Source organism: Corallincola holothuriorum, assembly GCF_003336225.1.
Lineage (GTDB): Bacteria > Pseudomonadota > Gammaproteobacteria > Enterobacterales > Neiellaceae > Corallincola > Corallincola holothuriorum.
Genome location: NZ_QPID01000002.1, coordinates 427,023 through 445,784, shown reverse-complemented (window position 1 = coordinate 445,784; position 18,762 = coordinate 427,023). Strand labels below are relative to the sequence as shown.

General features: G+C 49.4%; 15 protein-coding genes and 1 riboswitch. Of the genes, 9 read left to right on the top strand and 6 right to left on the bottom strand.

Features of this window, described 5'->3' with window-relative positions; translation table 11 throughout:
* The first annotated feature begins 5 nt into the window (after nucleotides 1-5).
* A complete protein-coding gene (gene aceK / locus DU002_RS04870) occupies nucleotides 6-1,724 on the top strand; it encodes a bifunctional isocitrate dehydrogenase kinase/phosphatase (protein ID WP_114337233.1) in 1,719 nt (572 codons plus the stop codon).
* Between the two features lie 112 nt (nucleotides 1,725-1,836).
* Nucleotides 1,837-4,092, top strand: a complete 2,256-nt coding sequence (locus DU002_RS04865; protein WP_114337232.1) for a hypothetical protein — start codon at nucleotides 1,837-1,839, stop codon at nucleotides 4,090-4,092.
* Between the two features lie 76 nt (nucleotides 4,093-4,168).
* On the opposite strand, the gene DU002_RS04860 is transcribed toward DU002_RS04865, so the two are convergent.
* A complete protein-coding gene (locus tag DU002_RS04860) occupies nucleotides 4,169-6,181 on the bottom strand; it encodes a HAMP domain-containing methyl-accepting chemotaxis protein (protein ID WP_114337231.1) in 2,013 nt (670 codons plus the stop codon).
* 168 nt (nucleotides 6,182-6,349) lie between these two features.
* Between DU002_RS04860 and DU002_RS04855 the strand changes: the two genes are divergently transcribed.
* The 3 genes from DU002_RS04855 to DU002_RS04845 all read left to right on the top strand — a co-directional run bounded on the left by DU002_RS04855 (nucleotide 6,350) and on the right by DU002_RS04845 (nucleotide 8,118).
* Nucleotides 6,350-6,757, top strand: coding sequence for a sirohydrochlorin chelatase (locus tag DU002_RS04855; RefSeq protein WP_114337230.1), 408 nt, complete (start codon nucleotides 6,350-6,352; stop codon nucleotides 6,755-6,757).
* Between the two features lie 49 nt (nucleotides 6,758-6,806).
* The gene (tesB, locus tag DU002_RS04850; protein WP_114337229.1) at nucleotides 6,807-7,673 is read left to right on the top strand and encodes an acyl-CoA thioesterase II; all 867 of its coding nucleotides are present in this window, start codon (nucleotides 6,807-6,809) and stop codon (nucleotides 7,671-7,673) included.
* Between the two features lie 148 nt (nucleotides 7,674-7,821).
* The gene (locus DU002_RS04845) at nucleotides 7,822-8,118 is read left to right on the top strand and encodes an SEL1-like repeat protein (RefSeq protein WP_114337228.1); all 297 of its coding nucleotides are present in this window, start codon (nucleotides 7,822-7,824) and stop codon (nucleotides 8,116-8,118) included.
* Nucleotides 8,119-8,192: 74 nt separating this feature from the next.
* On the opposite strand, the gene DU002_RS04840 is transcribed toward DU002_RS04845, so the two are convergent.
* From DU002_RS04840 to acs, 5 genes are all read right to left on the bottom strand, one after another.
* Nucleotides 8,193-8,600: a type 2 periplasmic-binding domain-containing protein gene (locus tag DU002_RS04840; RefSeq protein ID WP_114337227.1), complete on the bottom strand. Its 408-nt coding sequence runs from the start codon at nucleotides 8,598-8,600 to the stop codon at nucleotides 8,193-8,195.
* Between the two features lie 12 nt (nucleotides 8,601-8,612).
* Nucleotides 8,613-9,809 carry a porin gene (locus tag DU002_RS04835; RefSeq protein WP_114337226.1) on the bottom strand — a complete coding sequence of 399 codons (1,197 nt, stop codon included), beginning with the start codon at nucleotides 9,807-9,809 and terminating at the stop codon, nucleotides 8,613-8,615.
* Between the two features lie 53 nt (nucleotides 9,810-9,862).
* Complete coding sequence (locus tag DU002_RS04830; RefSeq protein ID WP_114337225.1) at nucleotides 9,863-11,479, bottom strand: methyl-accepting chemotaxis protein; 1,617 nt, start codon at nucleotides 11,477-11,479, stop codon at nucleotides 9,863-9,865.
* Between the two features lie 217 nt (nucleotides 11,480-11,696).
* Nucleotides 11,697-12,683 carry an NAD-dependent epimerase/dehydratase family protein gene (locus DU002_RS04825; RefSeq protein ID WP_158537967.1) on the bottom strand — a complete coding sequence of 329 codons (987 nt, stop codon included), beginning with the start codon at nucleotides 12,681-12,683 and terminating at the stop codon, nucleotides 11,697-11,699.
* Nucleotides 12,684-12,782: 99 nt separating this feature from the next.
* Entirely contained in the window at nucleotides 12,783-14,672 is a 1,890-nt protein-coding gene (gene acs, locus DU002_RS04820; protein WP_114337223.1) for an acetate--CoA ligase, read from the bottom strand.
* 250 nt (nucleotides 14,673-14,922) lie between these two features.
* Between acs and DU002_RS04815 the strand changes: the two genes are divergently transcribed.
* The 4 genes from DU002_RS04815 to DU002_RS04800 all read left to right on the top strand — a co-directional run bounded on the left by DU002_RS04815 (nucleotide 14,923) and on the right by DU002_RS04800 (nucleotide 18,759).
* A complete protein-coding gene (locus DU002_RS04815; RefSeq protein WP_114337222.1) occupies nucleotides 14,923-15,858 on the top strand; it encodes an AEC family transporter in 936 nt (311 codons plus the stop codon).
* 20 nt (nucleotides 15,859-15,878) lie between these two features.
* Entirely contained in the window at nucleotides 15,879-16,445 is a 567-nt protein-coding gene (locus DU002_RS04810) for a histidine phosphatase family protein (RefSeq protein WP_114337221.1), read from the top strand.
* A 97-nt stretch (nucleotides 16,446-16,542) separates the two neighbouring features.
* A riboswitch (cobalamin riboswitch) is annotated at nucleotides 16,543-16,718 on the top strand.
* 186 nt (nucleotides 16,719-16,904) lie between these two features.
* Entirely contained in the window at nucleotides 16,905-17,729 is an 825-nt protein-coding gene (locus DU002_RS04805; protein ID WP_114337220.1) for an ABC transporter ATP-binding protein, read from the top strand.
* A complete protein-coding gene (locus DU002_RS04800; RefSeq protein WP_114337219.1) occupies nucleotides 17,722-18,759 on the top strand; it encodes a FecCD family ABC transporter permease in 1,038 nt (345 codons plus the stop codon). Before DU002_RS04805 ends, DU002_RS04800 begins: the two co-directional genes overlap by 8 nt.
* Nucleotides 18,760-18,762: the final 3 nt, after the last annotated feature.

The window sequence follows — 18,762 nt, the reverse complement described above, 5'->3', positions numbered from 1 at the left end:
TATCGATGGCACTGCCCGACGAATTAGCCGCTCAGATCCTGGAAAGCTTTAACCTTTGCTACGACCGTTTTTTGAGTATCACCAGGGAATCTGGCCAACGCTTTGTCAACGCCGATTGGCTAGGTGTGCAGGTCGCGTCACGAGAGCGGCTGCAGATCTATGATGGCCGTGTTGCACAGATTTCCAACAAACTGCGTAAGCAAAAAGACTGCTTAGAGGTAGAACTATGGCGTGCCATTAAACAAAGCTACCAACAGCAAACCGTCAACAGTCCTTGTCGCGAGTTAGCCGAAAGCTTCTACAACTCAACCTACGGCAAGATGTTCCATCATCAATTCTTAACTCCCCCCCATGCCTTTGTTTGGGCCGGCGGCCCACCACCAGAAAAAGATGCGCCACTACACCACTATCGACTCGTCGGGGTGCCTCTCGGCACCATCGCCGAGCAGATCCTAAGCTCCAGTGGTTTTATTGATAACTGGCACGATAAAGCTGCAGATATCGAACAACTCACCGTTCTCTTACGAAAACAGCTGGAACGATTCCCTGGAATTCCAACACTTGAGATACTCAAACCGATTTTTTACCGCAATAAAGGCGCATACATGGTGGGGCGTTTGTTTAGCGAACATATCAGCCACCCCTTTATTATCTGCTTAATCAATCGCGAAGGCGAAGGGGTCATGGTAGATGCCGTGTTAACTGAGCGTGACCAGGTGAGCATTCTGTTTGGCTTCGCCCGCAGCTATTTTATGGTCGATATACCAGCCCCCTCATCAGTAGTGGCCTTTCTTCGCCATCTGCTGCCACATAAAAGTGACGCGGAGCTGTACAGCGCCATCGGCTGCTTAAAACACAGCAAGACCCAATTCTATCGCCACTACCTGCACCACCTGGAACACAGTAGCGATCAGTTTGATATTGCCCCCGGGATCCCAGGGCTGGTAATGAGCGTATTTACCCTGCCCTCGTTCGATGTGGTATTCAAGGTAATACGAGACAAGTTTGGCCCCAGCAAAGGGATGAGTAGACAGCAGGTAAAAGCAAAATACCGGCTGGTAAAGCAGCATGATAGGGTCGGCAGGATGGCCGACACGCAGGACTTCGCTAATTTCCGCTTCCCTAAACGCCGCTTAAGTGATGCTTTATTGGCAGAACTAAGGCAAACAGCCCCCAGTAGCATCACTGAAACCCATGATCTGGTGATCATTAAACATCTGTATATCGAACGTCGAATGGTGCCACTCAACCTCTATCTGGATCAAGCCAGTGAATCACAAGCGAGCGCGGCTCTGATCGACTATGGCTGGGCGATAAAAGAGATGGCTGCCGCCAATATCTTCCCTGGCGATCTGCTGCTGAAAAACTTTGGTGTCACTCGCCATGGCAGAGTGATTTTTTACGATTACGACGAAGTTTGCTATCTCATTGATTGTAACTTCCGACGCATTCCAGAACCGCTGTATCCAGAACAAGAGATGCAAGCTGAGCCCTGGTACTCGGTTGCCGAGAATGACATATTTCCTGAAGAGTTTGCGACCTTTGTAACAACCCACCTTAAGCATCGGCAGGTACTTCAACAATATCATCCCAACTTATTCGAGGCCGACTGGTGGAAACAGGTGCAATCCAAATCACTACGCGGCCACTTTGAAGAGTTTTATCCTTACCCGGAGAGTTGCTGCTTTAAAAACCATAAAAAGAGCGAACTGAGCAGCGAATAAGGCCCCCTCTATTGCAATCCCCAGTGAGCAGGTAGATTATGTGCAAACGGTTTTTTTCGCGTTATTTATTGCCGTTCTAATTGACCATTAGCTTAACTAAGGGACTAGAGTGATGAGCCCCATCGCGCCGAATATTATTCTCTTTTACGATCATGATGCGCTCGCAGTGATTGTCGATGACATAGAGCGCCACTTCAGCGACAGTCCGCTATTCGATAGCGGATACAGGATCTCTCGTCTGGACAACCGTGGCCAAGGCAAAGCCAGCTTAGCCGACATCAAGGATGCTGGCATGTTTATGTTGCTAAGCATTGATCGTCAACCGGAGCAGGAAGCTGCCCCACGCAAGCGTTCGCTAACTGAATCTGCGCTCTACCAACATCTAAGTGTCGGTGCACAACGTTTAGTCGTACCGGTACTCGACGTTAAATTGCGAGCCAAAAACGCTGAGCACGACACCCTCGCGGATCCCAGCATCTCTACCAGCGCTCATTATCACCTCCGCCCACTGGTTCGCTCGGCTCATTCTGCAGATGAAATCATCCAGGATATAGAACGGATCCTCGGCAAGCACCTCGACAGCCATGAACAGGTATTGCAAAACCGCAATAGCCTACTGAACGTTGCGGGCTTAACCCCGGACACCGATGCCACAGGTAACCCATTACTTGCTCGGCAGCTGGCAGTTATTTTCGGCAACGCCCCGGATCCGGCTGATGATGAACAGCTGCTGGCTTCCAGTGACGGTGCCAACCTTAAATTAAACCTTCGCTGGGCAATGCGTAACCTGGGATTTGGTCATCGCAAAGGCGCTATCGCCAATTTGCGCCGGATCGTCAGTCTAGATGATGGCCACCTAACGGCTAACTTTTGGTTATCACGCTTACTGAGTGAAAGTAATCGCGATCAGGGAATATTGGACGAAGCCAATACACGCTCAAAGCTGCTGCTATCGCAACTCGAGCAATATCACAACGACTATCACCTGCTTCGCAGCCTAGGCCTTCTGCACCAGTCTCGCGCCAGTTTCCACCTTCATCAACACGATGAGTGTCAACGCCAACTGCGCATGGCAATGAAACTGGATCCCAATCGTGATGTATTAGCCGAGACGGTTCGTCGTACGCTACAAAAAATTATTCGCGACGGCGACATCCGCCTTAGCCACAATGATGATCATGTCGAACTGGCTGTTGATGCTCTAAAGATCCTCTATGTTCAGGATCACAGCTACTACTATCGTACTGTGAGGGCGCTCAGTGAAAGTTTTAGTCCTGAGCTTGTAAGTCAACTCACTCGTCAACTCGATATTCGCATTCAGAAAGAGGTATCACCGCTATTTCGCAGTGAAAACCAAGTCACCCTATTTTGCACCGATGAACTATCAAAACCACTATTGGCAGCGAGAGAAGCCAAACCGTTGCCCAGCTGGCAACAATATGAGTTGAGTAGAGACAGCGCGTTAAATCAGTTAACGCTGCTGCAGCAGATAGCCAGACACCAGCAATCAAAATGGCAACAACTCAAAAACGACGAACAGCGTTTAAAGCTGGAATCACAACAAGCCGCATTACTCCCTGATAAGATTGATCAAGGGTTGGCTGAGATGAAGGATTGTAAGCAATCACTGAGCTCGACACGCTTGGCGACGATTAGCTCCGTCGTTCTCGCCGTCATCTCTGTCACTCTGTTTTGGTTTCCCGCGCTCAGTACGCAACTGGCCAGTGTACCCTTCGTTATTTGTTTCATCCTGAGTGCTTTGTTTGCTATCCAGTGGCGACGCCATAGTGAACGTAAGGCAACATACGAAGACAAGTTACGAGATGCCGTTGCTGCCTTATCCAACCAGCTCGAAGCGGAAACCCACCCAAACCTTACTACGGATGGGTTATTTCAGCGTTTAGATTTTCTTGCCAGCCAACTGCGTGAACATGTTGCCGAAGAAAGTCGAGAATGTAATGAACGGCGACAACACCTGCATCAGCAAACCGGGCAATTTATGCTACTGGCGGATACCTTTGAAAGCTCGCTAACTGCCTGCGACAACAAGTTTAATCCGTTTGTGCATAATCAAGAGATCCGCTGGCAACCCTTAGCGTTGATGGCTGATGCCTGCCTGATGCCACCGGAGCTGCAAGCAGTCAGAGAGAGTCATGGCACGAATGATCAGGGGCTTTGTACCCAAGGCAGTAGCGAGGGGCTTAATCGTTGGTCTGTTTACTTTGAAGCTCAAATTGATGAACAGCGGTGGCAGCGTCTGCAGAGCCAGGAAAAACTGGCTATCAGCCAGCCTAACTTACGTCCGATTATCATGCCGAGCGTGGATAATATTATTAATTTCAAAGCCAAAACCGAAGAGATCCATTAACGTTATTAACCAATAAGCCATCTGAAAAACAAAAAAGGCAGCTATCAACTAGCTGCCTTTTTTATTGACAAGCATGCTATACCGAGAATCGACTAAGTAGAGAGTCCTGCTCTGCCGCCATGGTATTCAACTCTTCCGTGGTGGCTGCGATCTTCTCAATCTCCTCAAAGTTCTCATGGGAAACCTCTGAAACCACATTCACATTACGAGTGATCTCTTCAGCCGCCAACTGCTGTTGACTCGCCGCTTCGCTGATTAAATTAGCCATATCACGCACAGAAGACATGCTGCCCTGGATCTGCTCCATTGATTGGTTGGCATGTTCAATATGGTCGCGGGTGTTATTCATCTCACCGACGCTGGATGCCATGGTAGAAACAGCTTCCTTACTTTGACGTTGTAACTGACCGATGATGTTTTGGATCTCTTCGGTTGAACTGGCCGTTTGACTAGCCAACTGTCGTACTTCATCCGCAACAACGGCAAAGCCTCGTCCCTGCTCACCGGCTCGGGCCGCCTCGATCGCCGCATTGAGTGCCAATAGATTGGTTTTATCAGCCACTCCAGTGATCACTTCGACGATCTTGTTGATTTCACCACTTAGGTTATCCACTTGTTGAATAACCGAATTAGACTCATCTAAACGTTGCGACAGTGTACCTAAGATGGTGATGCTCTCTGCCATCACAGTACGACCACCATCCGCTTCAGTTTCTACTTCCAGCGTCCGCTCACGGCTTGCATCGGTATTTCTGGCGATCTCAGCCACCGCGCTTTCCATCTCGGTGATCGCAGCAGCAACCCCTTGAACTTCGGCATTCTGACGCTCCAATGCCGCACGGGTACGCAAAGTGGTATCGCTATTGTCAGCCGCAACTTGCGTTAAACGCGCCGAGGACTCGCGCAAGCGAGCGATAACTTCGTTCATATTATCAGCCAGCTTGTTCACCCAATCTGCCACCTGAGAAAACTCATCGCCGCCACTATGTTGAATACGTTGACGGAAATCTCCCGAAGCCATCAGATCCAACACGCGCATCACTTTGTTGAGCGGCACGCGGATCGCTTGTCCCATTAACCAAGCTACCACCAAGGCAACCGCCACGGCACCGATTAATGTCACCAAGGTTAATGTGATGGTAGTGGACACCGCGCTGGTCGCTTTTGCCTCTGCTCTAGCAGTGATATCTTGACTGTAATCAACCATGTCATCATAGAGAAAAAGATCGCCAACTAACTCATCCGCCATGCTATCGAGTGCGGCAGCTACCTGCTTCGAACGATTAACATTAGCAATATGTCGAGCAATAATTCCGTTGGGATCATTAACCGCGAAAAACAGCTGTTCCATCCCATCTTTCACATCGGCATTACCATCCAAACCCTCGACTTCATCCAAAATCGAAAGGTAGTAATCATCCAGCGTTACCGCATTAACCTTAATCCGATCCAACATCTCATTCATCTTGTCGATGTCGTCAGACACCAGCAGATTTGTCGTAATAAACTCCATCAACTCTAAAGTCGAATTGAAGGTATCCAATAAGCCTTGAATATAGCCATCATACGCAGCCATACTTGCACTGCCTGAATTAACAGCCTTCTTCGCGATAGAGGTCTTATAAAGGAAGGTGCTACGCTCTTCTGCAATCTGATCGCTCTCAATCAACACCTTGCTACGGTTTTCACGGATCATTTCTACACTCTGGGAATACTCATCTAGGCGACCTTTCAAGATACCCAGTTGATCTGAAACTTGAGAATGAGCGTAAACATCGGCGTGAGACGCCAAGCGATCGAGGCTAGCAAGATAACGTGATGATTCAGCTTCAATAGCTTGTATAGTAGCGCTCAAACTATCAGTGCTGTCGCTCAAAGCCACATTGTTCGCTAGTCGATTCAAGTCAAGCACATGGATCTTAGCGAGGTTGGCATCTGCAGTAAGTAGATTGGCATCATTGGTCACAGACGAAAAACTCGACTTCACACTATTCAGTTGAAGAAACGAGATGCCGCCGGCAATGGCAAACAGCAGAACCAACACAGCAAAAGCTAGATAGATGCGGTGGACTATTGATAGTTTATTCATGTTTTCACTCAGCAATAAAACAGGGCCAAAGGGGCTAGATGACTGTATTGCGACTTACTACTTCCTTATATCATTCGCTATTTTCTTAACTATTATCGACAGTTATGGATAAGAGTTTAGACGTTTCGAAAGAAGATCGCGCACTGAAATAAAATAAATGAGACAGATATGCAAACCCAATCCCAAAATATCCAGAAAAGAGCACTGCTCCTCGTAGCTCATGGCAGCCGCCGCCAAGAATCTAACCAAGAAGTGATCGCTCTGGGTCATGTCATCGCAGCGCATCAAAGTTACGCATTGTGCGAAGCGGCCTTTTTGGAGTTAGCCGCCCCATCAATAAAAGAGGGCTTTGAGCGCTTAATTGCTCTGAGAGCAACAGAGATCGATGTGATGCCCTATTTTCTGGCCGCAGGACGACACGTTGTTGAAGATATCCCTGAAGAGCTAGAAGCCTGCCAGCGAGCCCATCCTTCAGTGCCAATCAAGCTTGCTCCACACTTGGCAGCCGTTCAAGGGCAAATGGCGGAGCTAGTCATACAACTGATGGCAACAGCGAAACCCCTTGACCGACAGTGATAAAACAACGCTAAATACAGAGGTATGACCAGAAAAGGCTATCAGCGACATGACCCAAGTACTTGATCAACTCACCTCCTTACTGACATTAGAAGAGATAGAAGCGGGGCTTTATCGAGGACAAAGCCAAGACCTTGGCTTTCCTCAAGTTTTTGGTGGGCAAGTGATAGGCCAAGCTCTCGCAGCCGCTAAGCAAACGGTCGATATCAGTCGTAAAGTTCACTCTTTTCATAGTTACTTCTTATTACCAGGCGATGCGAGTCGCCCCATTGTTTACGACGTAGAGGTGATCCGTGATGGACGCAGCTACAGCACCCGTCGTATTAAAGCTATTCAATACGGCAAACCCATTTTTTATATGACGGCCAGTTTTCACCAAGAAGAAGCTGGCTTTGACCACCAAACAACAATGCCTAACGTAGCTGCGCCCGAGCAACTGGAATCCCAACAAGCCTTTGCAAAGCGACATCTGCATCTGTTGCCGGAAAAGATCCGCGATCAATATGCCTGTGAAATGCCTATAGAGATGCGCAGCGCTACGCCATTCAACCCACTGCAACCAGAAAAAATGCCAGCAGTGAGGGATGTATGGTTCCGAGCCAACGGCACGCTTCCAGATGATCCTCGCATGCACATGTACTTGCTGGCCTATGCATCTGATTTCAATTTTTTGCCAACAGCGGCACAACCTCATGGCGTGAGCTTTATGCAGCCCTCGATTCAGATGGCAACCATAGATCACTCAATGTGGTTTCATCGCGACTTCAGAATGGATGACTGGCTGCTTTATCACGTTGACAGCCCATCCAGCGGCGGTGGGCGCGCAGTCGTACGAGGCCAGTTTTTTGATACACAAGGGCGACTGGTCGCCTCTACGATGCAAGAAGGGGTATTTCGCCAACGTAAGTCGAGTTAAATCAACGATCGCTAACGCGATCTCGGCAATATATGCCTAAAGTTTAATTGAGATCATGCTCACCAAATAAACAATTATTTGACAAGCGTCACAATTTTTAACATGATGTCGCTCGTTTTAAGCCCTTAACCGTTTTTTGGAGTAGTTAATGAAGCGCGCAGTCATGACATTGGTTTTCGCAGCATCTATCACCACCGCAGCTCACGCGGATACCCTTGCCACCGCAAAGCAAGCGATTAGCGCAGGTAACTGTGACGCGGCGGTTAGCACATTAAATCAATTGGCTGGAAGCAAAGATGCTGCAGCAATGAATCAACTGGGCGGCATGTACCTGGTTGGTCAGTGTGTTGAAAAGAGCAACGACGAAGCAAAAGCTTGGTTCGAAAAAGCTGCCGCGGCAGGCTCACTGCGCGCACAAAAAATGCTGGATCGTTTGAACAAGTAATACATTGTTGAAAATGATTCGAAAAAAAACGCCCGCTGATAAGCGGGCGTTTTTGTTTTAAGAGCGAAATAGCATCACGGTTTATATAAGACCTTTACTGTTCCGTCGACATCCGCTTCATCGATGTAACCAACGGCGCCCGTATTCGCAGCCACCTTTTGTTTCACCTGATCAATTGAGGTCATCTGCGCAGGAGCACTGGCTTTGCCGGTAAAAATCAAACGCGACCAGTAGGACTGCAACTGCGATTCGCTTTTACCCGTCACCTTGTCATGAAACTCGATACGCAATGGGTTACCATCTTGCAGCTCAACCAACACCGCCTTGCCGCCCCCAGGAACACTTTTCATCTTGCCTAAAAACAACTTTTTGGCGTCAGATTTCGACAGTTCATCAGCTGCAGGATTACCGATAAGCACGACCGCAGATTGCGCGGAAAAGCTAGCCAAACAAAGGAGAGAAACTACCCATAATTTTTTCATTACTCACTCTCCCTAAAAGACCACATCGATCAGCACGGAGTAGATGAAGCTTTCATCATACTCGCCAGTGTTTACTGGCACTGGGCCAACCCCTGGAATATCAATTGTCCCGATGTTCCCCGATAATGCACCACTGGTGTCATCAAAATCATCGGTATAAGTCAGGTCAAACTTTACCGCTAAGTTCGGCATAAAGTCCCATCTCACACCGGCACTGGTTGTTCCACGCTCTACGTTTAACGCAGAAACCACACCAGGAATAGGGATGGTACGCTCACCATCATCTTTGCTCTCAACCCATGAAATCATTACATAGGGTGAAAACTGATTGTAACGATAAGTGGCACCGATATATGCAGAGTCGGTATCTGGATACTGGCCATCGACTTCAATACGGGTAAACTCCCCCATCACCATCCAGTCGCCATTATCCCATCTAGCACCAAGGCCATAAAACTCACCGGTCTTATCATCTAACCAAGGTACCGGATCAATATCCGTTTCTGAGTGAAAATAGCTGGCACGTAACGTCAACTCATCCCAATCATAAGTGGATGCCAAGCCATAAACCTTTTTAAAGTTAGTTTCCAACCCTAAGCGACTATCATCGGCATCAACAGTAGACTCACCAAAAATAGGCTGAAATGTGAGTGCTGATTCATCGAAATCAATGACGTGAATAACATCAAAACCGGTGAAAGTAGAAACCGGGATCACGCCATACACCTCCTCCGACGGTCTTGCCCATGGATAGGCATAACCTACTTCCAAATAATCGGAAAGCATATACAAAGGCAGTCTTAATTTGCCCCCACGTATAGTGGTAGCGTCATCAAATTGGTAGGAGAGAAAAGCCCACTCAGCTTTTAGATCCCAGTCTTGGCGACCTCTTGTCACAAGTTGCAAAGTGGCAGAGATATCATCATTAACATCATAACTGGTTTGTACTGCCAATATGCTGTCATTTTCAAAGTCAAAACCGTCGTTGTCATAGTCGGCATAGCCAGCATCATTACTTGCACGCCCCATACCAACGGTAGCAAAACCATTGACATTAAAGCGATTGAGCCAGCTATGAACTTGCCCCTGAGATTCCAACTCGGCGACTTTTTGTTCAAGCTTATCAATACGCGCTTGATCATCTTCTGCAAATGCTGATGGTGCGGCCAACACCGCAGCTATCAACACGGTAAGTGCTTTTAGTTTCATTTCATTCTCCAAACGGAAATAGGATGGGCGCTCTAACGGCACCTATGGTTTATCTACACCTTGAACTGATTAACCACTTGCGACAGCTGTTCATTCACATCCACAAGTGATTGGCTAACGCCCTCCAGCTCAGAGGTGCTACTCATCGCGTCCTGCGCCATCAGTTGGATCTCCTCAACATAAGTACGTATCAGTTCTGACGTCTGATTTTGCTCTTCTGTTGCTGCCGCGATCTGGTCATTAAGACCCGAGATCGCTTCTACTTGGTTAGTAATACTGTTGAGTGATGTTCCGGTGTGCTCTGCCTGCTCAACGCTGTGGCTTGCCATATCTGTACCCCGGCTCATCGATTCAACCGCAGACTTTGACGCGTTTTGCAGCTCTTCCAGTACCTGCTGGATCTCCTGCGTTGAATCCTGAGTGCGACTCGCCAACGAACGCACCTCATCAGCAACAACGGCAAAACCTCGGCCCTGTTCACCGGCACGCGCCGCCTCAATCGCAGCATTCAATGCCAGCAGGTTGGTTTGCTCAGCGATACCGCGGATGGTATCGAGAATGCTGCCAACGTTACTGGTGTAGCTTTCCAGCCGAGAGATTTCGCCAGCTGTCTTTTCGACTTCAACAGCCAACTCGTTAATAGAGCCAACACTTGCCTCCATCAATGTCAGTCCTTGACTGGAGTCACCGCTGGCTTGCGATGCGGAATTAGAGGCCTCTGCCGCATGCTCAGCAATATGACCAACACTGACAAACATTTCGTTTAATGCGCCGGTTGTCTGATCTATCGCATTGGTCTGAGAAGCGATATTGGCATTCGCCTGTGCACTGACCCGAGATAACTGCTCAGCCATATCACCTAATGATGACGCGCTATCCACCGTTTGTCGGATCAACCCCTGCAATTTGTCGACAAACTGATTGAAGTAGCTCACCAGATCAGCCAACTCATCTTTGCCGTCATAGTTAACCCGGACAGTTAAGTCACCATCACCGCTGGCAATCTCCTCTAGTGAACGACTAACCTGACGGATCCCTTTAGTAATGTTGGCAGACACAGACCAGCCAATCAGTAGAATCAAAATGACCGTCGCCACCCCCAGGCTGATAGAAAAGCCCAAGGTCCATTGGCTGGCTTGATTCGCTTGTTCAACACGCTCGTCTACAGCCATTTGCGCCTGGCTGCGAAACTCGATAAGTTGATTCTGAAGTTTTTCCAGGACAGCGTTGCTGGCTGCGGCTTGGGAGGCCATCTGCTCCATCGACACTGTGCCTTCAATCATGCCAAAGGCTAATGCTCTGGCGCTATTAAAATAGCTATTCAAATTTCTGGATATATCAGCTAATGCCTTACTGTCAGCGCCGTAGCCGTTCAACACCTCTAAACTTGCTTTCAGCGCAGCCATCTGTTCATCCGCGCCCTCCAACATATCTTCTTCGCCAATCATCACCGCCGTTCTCAGCCCTTCGGCCACTTGATTAACGGCAACAACGCTCGACTGAGCCTCCTGCAGGATCGGATACAAACGTTCTTTCAATTCAGACAATCGTTCTGAGTTATCACTCACATTGGTACTGATAACCGATAGCAACACCACAAAGCTTGCTACCGATACGCCGGTAATGATGGCAATTTTTTTACCAATAGAAAGTGTTTTAAGCAGATTCATAAAGACAACCCAACCTCGTTGCGTTAACAGCAGTAACAGATTTGTTATTCAGAACTTCAAAGCTCTATCGGCAAACCACCCTAAGAATATTAGGCAATATTTCGAAAATATGATGAAAATCGATGGAAAAGCACTAAGTTACGGGGAATAGTGTGAACCAAGACGAGCCGTACAAAACAGTGTTAAATTTTCTGACACACTTATTAACAATGCAAGACTATATAAGTTTTTTTGCAACGAGCCAGTCGTTAGTTTCGCTCAAAATCTGTGTGAGTGGCACCTGATCGTTATAACCAAATTGCTCCCTTGCTTTATGGCTATCCGCCATCACTTTTTTTGACACCATGGCAGCTTTTTCTGGCGTAATATCTGGCTCCCTGTTGGTCAGTGCTGCCAATGCCTGCTTGCAGTAACCAATCAGCAGTAAGAATGATGCAGGGATGACCTTGGCTGACAGTGGCACCCGCTGAAGCTTTGCGATCTGCTCACAGACCTCTTTCATCTGGTGGTACTGCCCACCAAGAATATAGTTTTCACCTCGTCGCCCCTGCTCATAAGCCGAAATATGGGCACGTGCCACTTCTGCCACGTGGCAGAAAGGGCCGCCGCCGGGAGGGATCCCTGGCAGCCTGTTGGTTTTGATCAAGCGAAACAGTTGCATCCAATTGTGTCGATCACCCGGCCCCATAATATGGCAAGGGTTGAGCACCACCGTGTCCAAACGCCCAGCGGCTTCAATCACCATTTGATCTGCGCAGCATTTGGTATGTAAATAGTTAACACCGCTGTTTTTACCTAGCTTCTGGCTTTGCTCATTAATGACGCCTTGATGAAAACCATAAGCTGAAATACTCGAAGTATAGATAAAGCGGCCAATACGTTGCCGTTCAGCCATTTTCAGTAACGCCCGCGTGCCATCAATGTTGATGCGGGTTTGCCTGTCATCATGGCGCCGCCACACACTGGTATCTGAGGCAACATGGAACAGGGCATCACAATGAGCTGGCAATGCTTCCTCAATGCTGTCGATATCCAGCAAGTCGGCTTCAATCCAAAAAACAGCAAGATCAGCAAGCGCACTGGTATCACTACTGGCACGTTTTAATGCGTAGACAGTCCAACCCGTATCGGTTAACTGACGCACCAAGTGACCGCCGAGAAATCCGGTTGCACCAGTCACAAAGGCGATCTTGCTCTCTGTCATCTCAATTCCTCTCGCAGCCTTAAACATCAGCACAGTCAATAAAACATTCAGAAAAAAGGCCAGTCAAAACCGGCCTTCATTTACTGCTACAAACGTGGACTACTCCTCCAACGTGCTGAGATCGCCCTCATCCTGCCCCAAGGCTCGGGCGCGCAATACTCGCCGCATGATCTTGCCTGAACGTGTCTTCGGTAATGCATCAACAAAAGTGACATCTTCCGGCTGAGCAATACGACCAAGCTCTGCCGCCACATGCGCTTTTAACTCCTGCGCCAGTTCATTGGTACCGGCAACGCCCTCTTTCAGAATGGCGTAAGTATGGATCGCATTACCTTTCAGTTCGTGGGGTAAACCGATAGCAGCCGCTTCTGATACCAATGGGTGACTCACTAACGCACTCTCAATTTCTGCGGTACCTAAACGATAACCGGAAACTTTGAGTACCTCATCCATGCGACCAATGACCCAAATGTAGCCATCATCATCGACTTTCGCCGAATCACCGGCTTTGTAATACTCCTTGTCGCCATAATCACCCCAGTAAAGATCGGCATAGCGTTGGTCATCCCCCATGATCGTCCGTGCCATACCAGGCCAAGGGTTCTTAATCACCAGCTTACCCTCTTCCCCTGCCGGCACTTCATCACCATTGTCATCCACCACACCAATCTCATTACCAAAAAAAGGCTTGGTTGCCGAGCCCGGTTTTAACGGGGTAATAGGTAACGGACAGATCATGAAACCACCGGTTTCAGTTTGCCACCAGGTATCAATAATCGGACAACGACTGCCACCAATCACGTCGTAAAACCAACGCCATGCTTCTGGATTAATCGGCTCGCCAACACTCCCCAACAGACGCAGGCTAGAAAGGTCATGACGCTTCGGCCACTGATCGCCAAAGCGCATCAGGCCACGGATCGCGGTCGGTGAGGTATACATCACGTTGATGCCATACTTCTCCACCATCTGCCACCAGCGATTGGGGTACGGGTAGTTTGGCGCACCTTCATACATCATGATGGTCGAGCCGTTGATCAACGGTGCATAGACGATATAGCTGTGGCCAGTGATCCAGCCGGGATCAGCTGCACACCACCAACGATCGTCAGGTTTAATGTCGAATGCCATACGGTGAGTGGTCGCGGTATAAACACTGTAGCCGCCGTGGGTATGTACCATGCCTTTCGGCTTACCCGTGGTGCCCGAGGTGTAGAGCACAAACAGCATATCTTCGGAATCAAGCACTTCCGTTTCACACTTAGGTGATGCGATCGGTAAGGCTTTCAAATCGTGATACCAGAAGTCACGCTCTGACTCCATTTCCACGTCCAGTTGGTTGTATTTAACCGTGATGCACACTTCAATTGTCGGCGAGCGCTTCATCGCTTCATTGGCGATCGCTTTCAAATTGGTCGGTTTACCCCGGCGCCAGCCACCATCCGCGGTGATCAATACATGACTGTTGGCATCGGCAATCCGCGCAGCAAGGGCCTCATAACTAAAACCACCATAAACGACCGAGTGAGCGGCACCGATCTTGGCACAGGCCAACATAGCAAACACCAGCTCAGGGATCTGCGGCATATAGATAGTAACGATGTCGCCTTTCTTCACCCCCATGCTTTTCAGCGTGTTGGCCATCTGGCTCACTTCACGGTTCAATGCATAGTAGGAATAACTGCACATCTCACCGGCTTCACTTTCCCATATGATGGCTAGTTTATTGCGGGTGGCATTATGCAGGTGGCGATCAATGGCGTTGTGAACAATGTTGGTTTTAGCACCACTAAACCATTTAAAAAATGGCTTATTGCTGTCATCCAACACCTTATCCCAGGGCTCATACCATTCAAGCTCATTGGCTTGTTCCGCCCAAAAACCTTCTCGATCTTCAATCGAACGTTGATACAGGCTGTCGTAATCTTTGATTGTGGCATTCGCTATCACTTCAGCAGACGGATGAAATAGCTCCTTTTTGTCACTCATTGCGCTTCTCCCAGTGTTTGTTCGCTAGTGCGATTCTTTTCGTTATAAATTTTTGTCTGACTACCTTATGAGAAAAAAGTGAGGCCATGGCACTACCAGTATGATTATTGGTTCAAGGTGTGATCTATTTCGCTCTTTTTTTAGCCACAGCCAATAAATAGCGAAAGACAACCTAAGAGAAGCCTAATTCATTGTTCTTAAATGAGATCCGCCCTAAAGTAATGTCATCACTTCGTAACCCACTGGCATCATGGCACCCGTTTTCACCATATTACTGCCCGTCTTTCTGATGATATTGATTGGCGGCTGTCTCGGACGTTTTGCAGGTTTTGCCGAGCACCATTACAAAGGGATCGCTGCGCTCACCTTTAATCTGCTGGTGCCCGCCTTACTATTTAACGGAAGCTTGCATACCCAGTGGCCTTCGTCCATTCCATGGGGACTGTTTGCCAGCTATTACCTGCCCCAATTCATCATCTTCACCATCGCCTGGTTTGCCTGTGGCTATCGCCTAAGTCATCCACAACGCGCCTGTGTGGCGCTGGGGTCAACCTACTCCAACAACGTACTGATAGGGATCCCTGCGGTATTAGCTGTATTTGGTGAACCCGGTATGGCGCCGGCATTTATGATCATCGCCTTTCACAGTGCGTTGCTATTTACCATCAGCGGTATCGCTCTGGAGCTAGGACGAAGCAACACGGCTCATTGGCGACTGTTTTTTCGTGCACTGAGGAAGACCCTCACCACCCCCTTAGTCGCTTCTTTGCTGTTGGGGTTTGTTGCCAACGGCATGGGGCTGATGCTACCAAAACCAATTCAGCAACTTCTTAGCTGGCTTGGGGACGCCGCGATCCCCTGCTCCTTGTTGGTATTAGGGATCGCTATCAGCAAATACTCCCTAACAGGACTCGGACCACGGGTGCTAATTATGAGCTTGCTCAAAGTCGGCTTAATGCCGGTACTGGTATGGTGGTCGGTAACTTTCCTATGGCAGCTCGATTTTTTAGACGGTGCTGTTGCCGTGCTACTGGCAGCAACGCCGGTCGGAGTCAATGCTTACGCCTTCGCCCACCAGCATCAGCAAAGCGAAGCTGAAGTGGCAGCCGCTGTGCTTTTGTCTACGATAGTAGCAAGCATCAGTATGAGTGCTTGGCTGGCGTGGATGCTGTTACCAAATACCTGACAGGGGGTCAGTGCTTACTCATGGCAACGACAGATATCTACTTGGTGCGGCACGGTGAGACAACATGGAACCAAACACATCGACTGCAAGGTCACTTAGACAGCCCCTTGACTCAGCGCGGCAAACAGCAAGCAAAACAAGCTGCTGAGCTGCTGAAAACCACCTGTTTAGCTGCAGTGTATAGCAGTGACTTAGCCCGCTGCAGTCATACCGCTCAATGCATAGCTGCGCAACATAAACTGCCCTTGACCACGCTCAGCGGACTCAGAGAGCGCCATTTTGGCCCACTGCAAGGGATGCAGCTGACCGATATGGATCATCATCAGTTAGCACTATGTAATCTGCATGTGGATGGCTCTCCCGATGCTGCTCCGCTCGGCGGCGAAAGTGTCAGAGAGGTCTGGCAACGTAGCCAAAATACTCTCGCTGAAATCGTCAAGCCTCATGTGAATCAAGCCATAGTTGTCGTCACCCATGGTTCGGTTTTGGCTATTTTGTTACAAGGCCTGGCCGCTAAACCACTGCATCCGGTGCGCACCGGATATTATGAGAATGGCGCTGTCGTTGGCTTACAGTGGCAACACTGAGTCAGCACACGGTTCATACCTGTTAATAACTTGTTGTCTCCAGCAATATGCCGGATAATCTCGCCACCAATTCGTTGTGGCTAAGTAAGCGATCGATAACCACAGCGGTAACGATGGTGCCATACAGGCTTAAAAGGGAACGCGGTGCAAAACCGCGGCTGTACCCGCAACTGTAAACAGAACGCTGCACACTCGCCACTGACCTCCAAGGGTTGGGAAGGCGTGCAGTCAGAAGCTGTGAGCCAGGAGACCTGCCATCCGTTAAAACTGAACCTTGTATCACGCAATAGCGTGATAACACCTGAGCGGGTTACTCAGGGCAGTGTTTACCGGAACCAGATCTATAGCTTTCAATTCCGGTCAACCCGCCTAAAAATCCGCGCTCAATAATGGAAGCAATGTGGCGCATATCCAAGCTAAACATCTGTATCGACCTCAGCATCACAGGCGATACCACTGATGCCCAATCAAGAGCAACCGCTGGTGCAGGTGGACGCCCTTGGCTGGCAAGCTGATGGTCGCCATATTCTGCAACAGATAGATTTCCAGATTAGCCGTGGCACATTTGTTGGCTTGATCGGGCCAAATGGCGCAGGCAAATCCAGCTTGCTACGATGTCTATATAGAGTAAATAAACCATCCAGCGGTCAAGTACGCCTTAACGGTCAGAATTTATGGCAGCACTCGGCGCGCACCGTTGCGCAGCAAGTGGCTGTGGTACTGCAAGAAACCACCGGTAACTTCGGCTTGCGATTGCGTGATGTGGTACGGATGGGGTTAACTCCCCATAAAGCCGCATTTGCATTGGATAGCCACCATGATCTGCAACTGGTCGATGATGCCATTGAACAGGTGGGTTTAACGGCATTAGCACAGCAGCCCTTTGAACATCTGTCTGGGGGCGAGAAACAGCGCGCGCTGATCGCCCGCGCTATTGTGCAGCGTCCTAAGCTGTTGCTGATGGACGAACCAACCAATCATCTCGATGTGCGTTATCAAATTCAGGTATTGGAGCTAGCCAAACACTTGGGCATCACTGTGATCGCATCGATCCACGATCTGAATTTGGCCAGCGCCTTTTGTGATCAGCTGTTGTTGATCGATCAGGGCAAACTGATTGGCCAAGGAACCCCTGACGAAATATTAACCGAACGCATGCTCGGTGAGGTATTTGGAGTCTGCAGCAGTATCGATCAACACCCGGACCATGGTCACCCGCGCATTACCTACCACTATGGCTACTTAACCGCAAACAATAAGCCACCGGGAGGTGACCATGCCTGAGCAGTTATGGCAACGGCCCGCCTTTCGCTGGTTGGTAATAATGGCGCTACTGCTATTTGCATTAGCAACACCGCTGTTCGCAGCCAGCTTCGGCGCTGCCCAGATCGATGCAGCAGATGTGTGGCATGCTCTGTGCCATCATTTGGGGGGCAGTTGTGATGTCAGCGCGATCAAACAGCGTATCGTTATCGATATTCGCTTACCTCGGGTCATTTTGGCCTTTGTTGCCGGCGCGGGGCTAGCACTGTCTGGAGCGGTATTACAAACCGTCACTCGTAACCCGTTAGCTGACCCCTACCTATTCGGCATCTCTTCTGGGGCTTCGCTGGGGGCAGTGATCGTCATTGCTGTTCTAGGTATAGGCCATGGCATCGGTCTCCCCTTGGGGGCCTTTTGTGGCAGTGCTCTGGCCGTTATCTTAGTGATGGCGATGAGCAGTCGCTCCGGTCCGGGACAAGTGGAGCGCATGCTACTGGCGGGCGTGGCCACCTCATTTATGCTCAGTGCCATGACCAGCTTGGCACTCTACACCAGCGATCCTCAGGCCACCGCATCGGTGCTGTTTTGGACCTTAGGCAGTTTTACCCGCGCCAGCTGGGATAATATATGGCTGCCGGTCGTTGTCACCAGCAGCTGCTTACTGCTTTTTATCGGCTTCAGCCGGCAGTTAAACGCCATTTTAGCGGGCGAAGAGAGCGCACGAACCTTAGGTGTCAATGTCGCCCGCCTGCGCGTGGTGATGTTGCTGCTCAGCTCCTTAATCACTGCCACACTGGTGGCCTATTGCGGTGGCATCGCCTTTGTCGGCCTGATGATCCCTCACCTGGTACGCATGTTACTAGGCGTTAATGTACTGCGCAGCCTGCTAGCCACTTGCTTGGCCGGGGGACTATTTATGGTTTGGATCGATGTGCTGGCGCGTAAACTGCTACCGGGGCAAGAACTGCCTGTCGGCGTTATCACCTCGGCACTCGGTAGCCTGTTTTTCCTGATTATTTTACGTCGCCGCAGCGCAGGCATGGGGAGTTAGGCT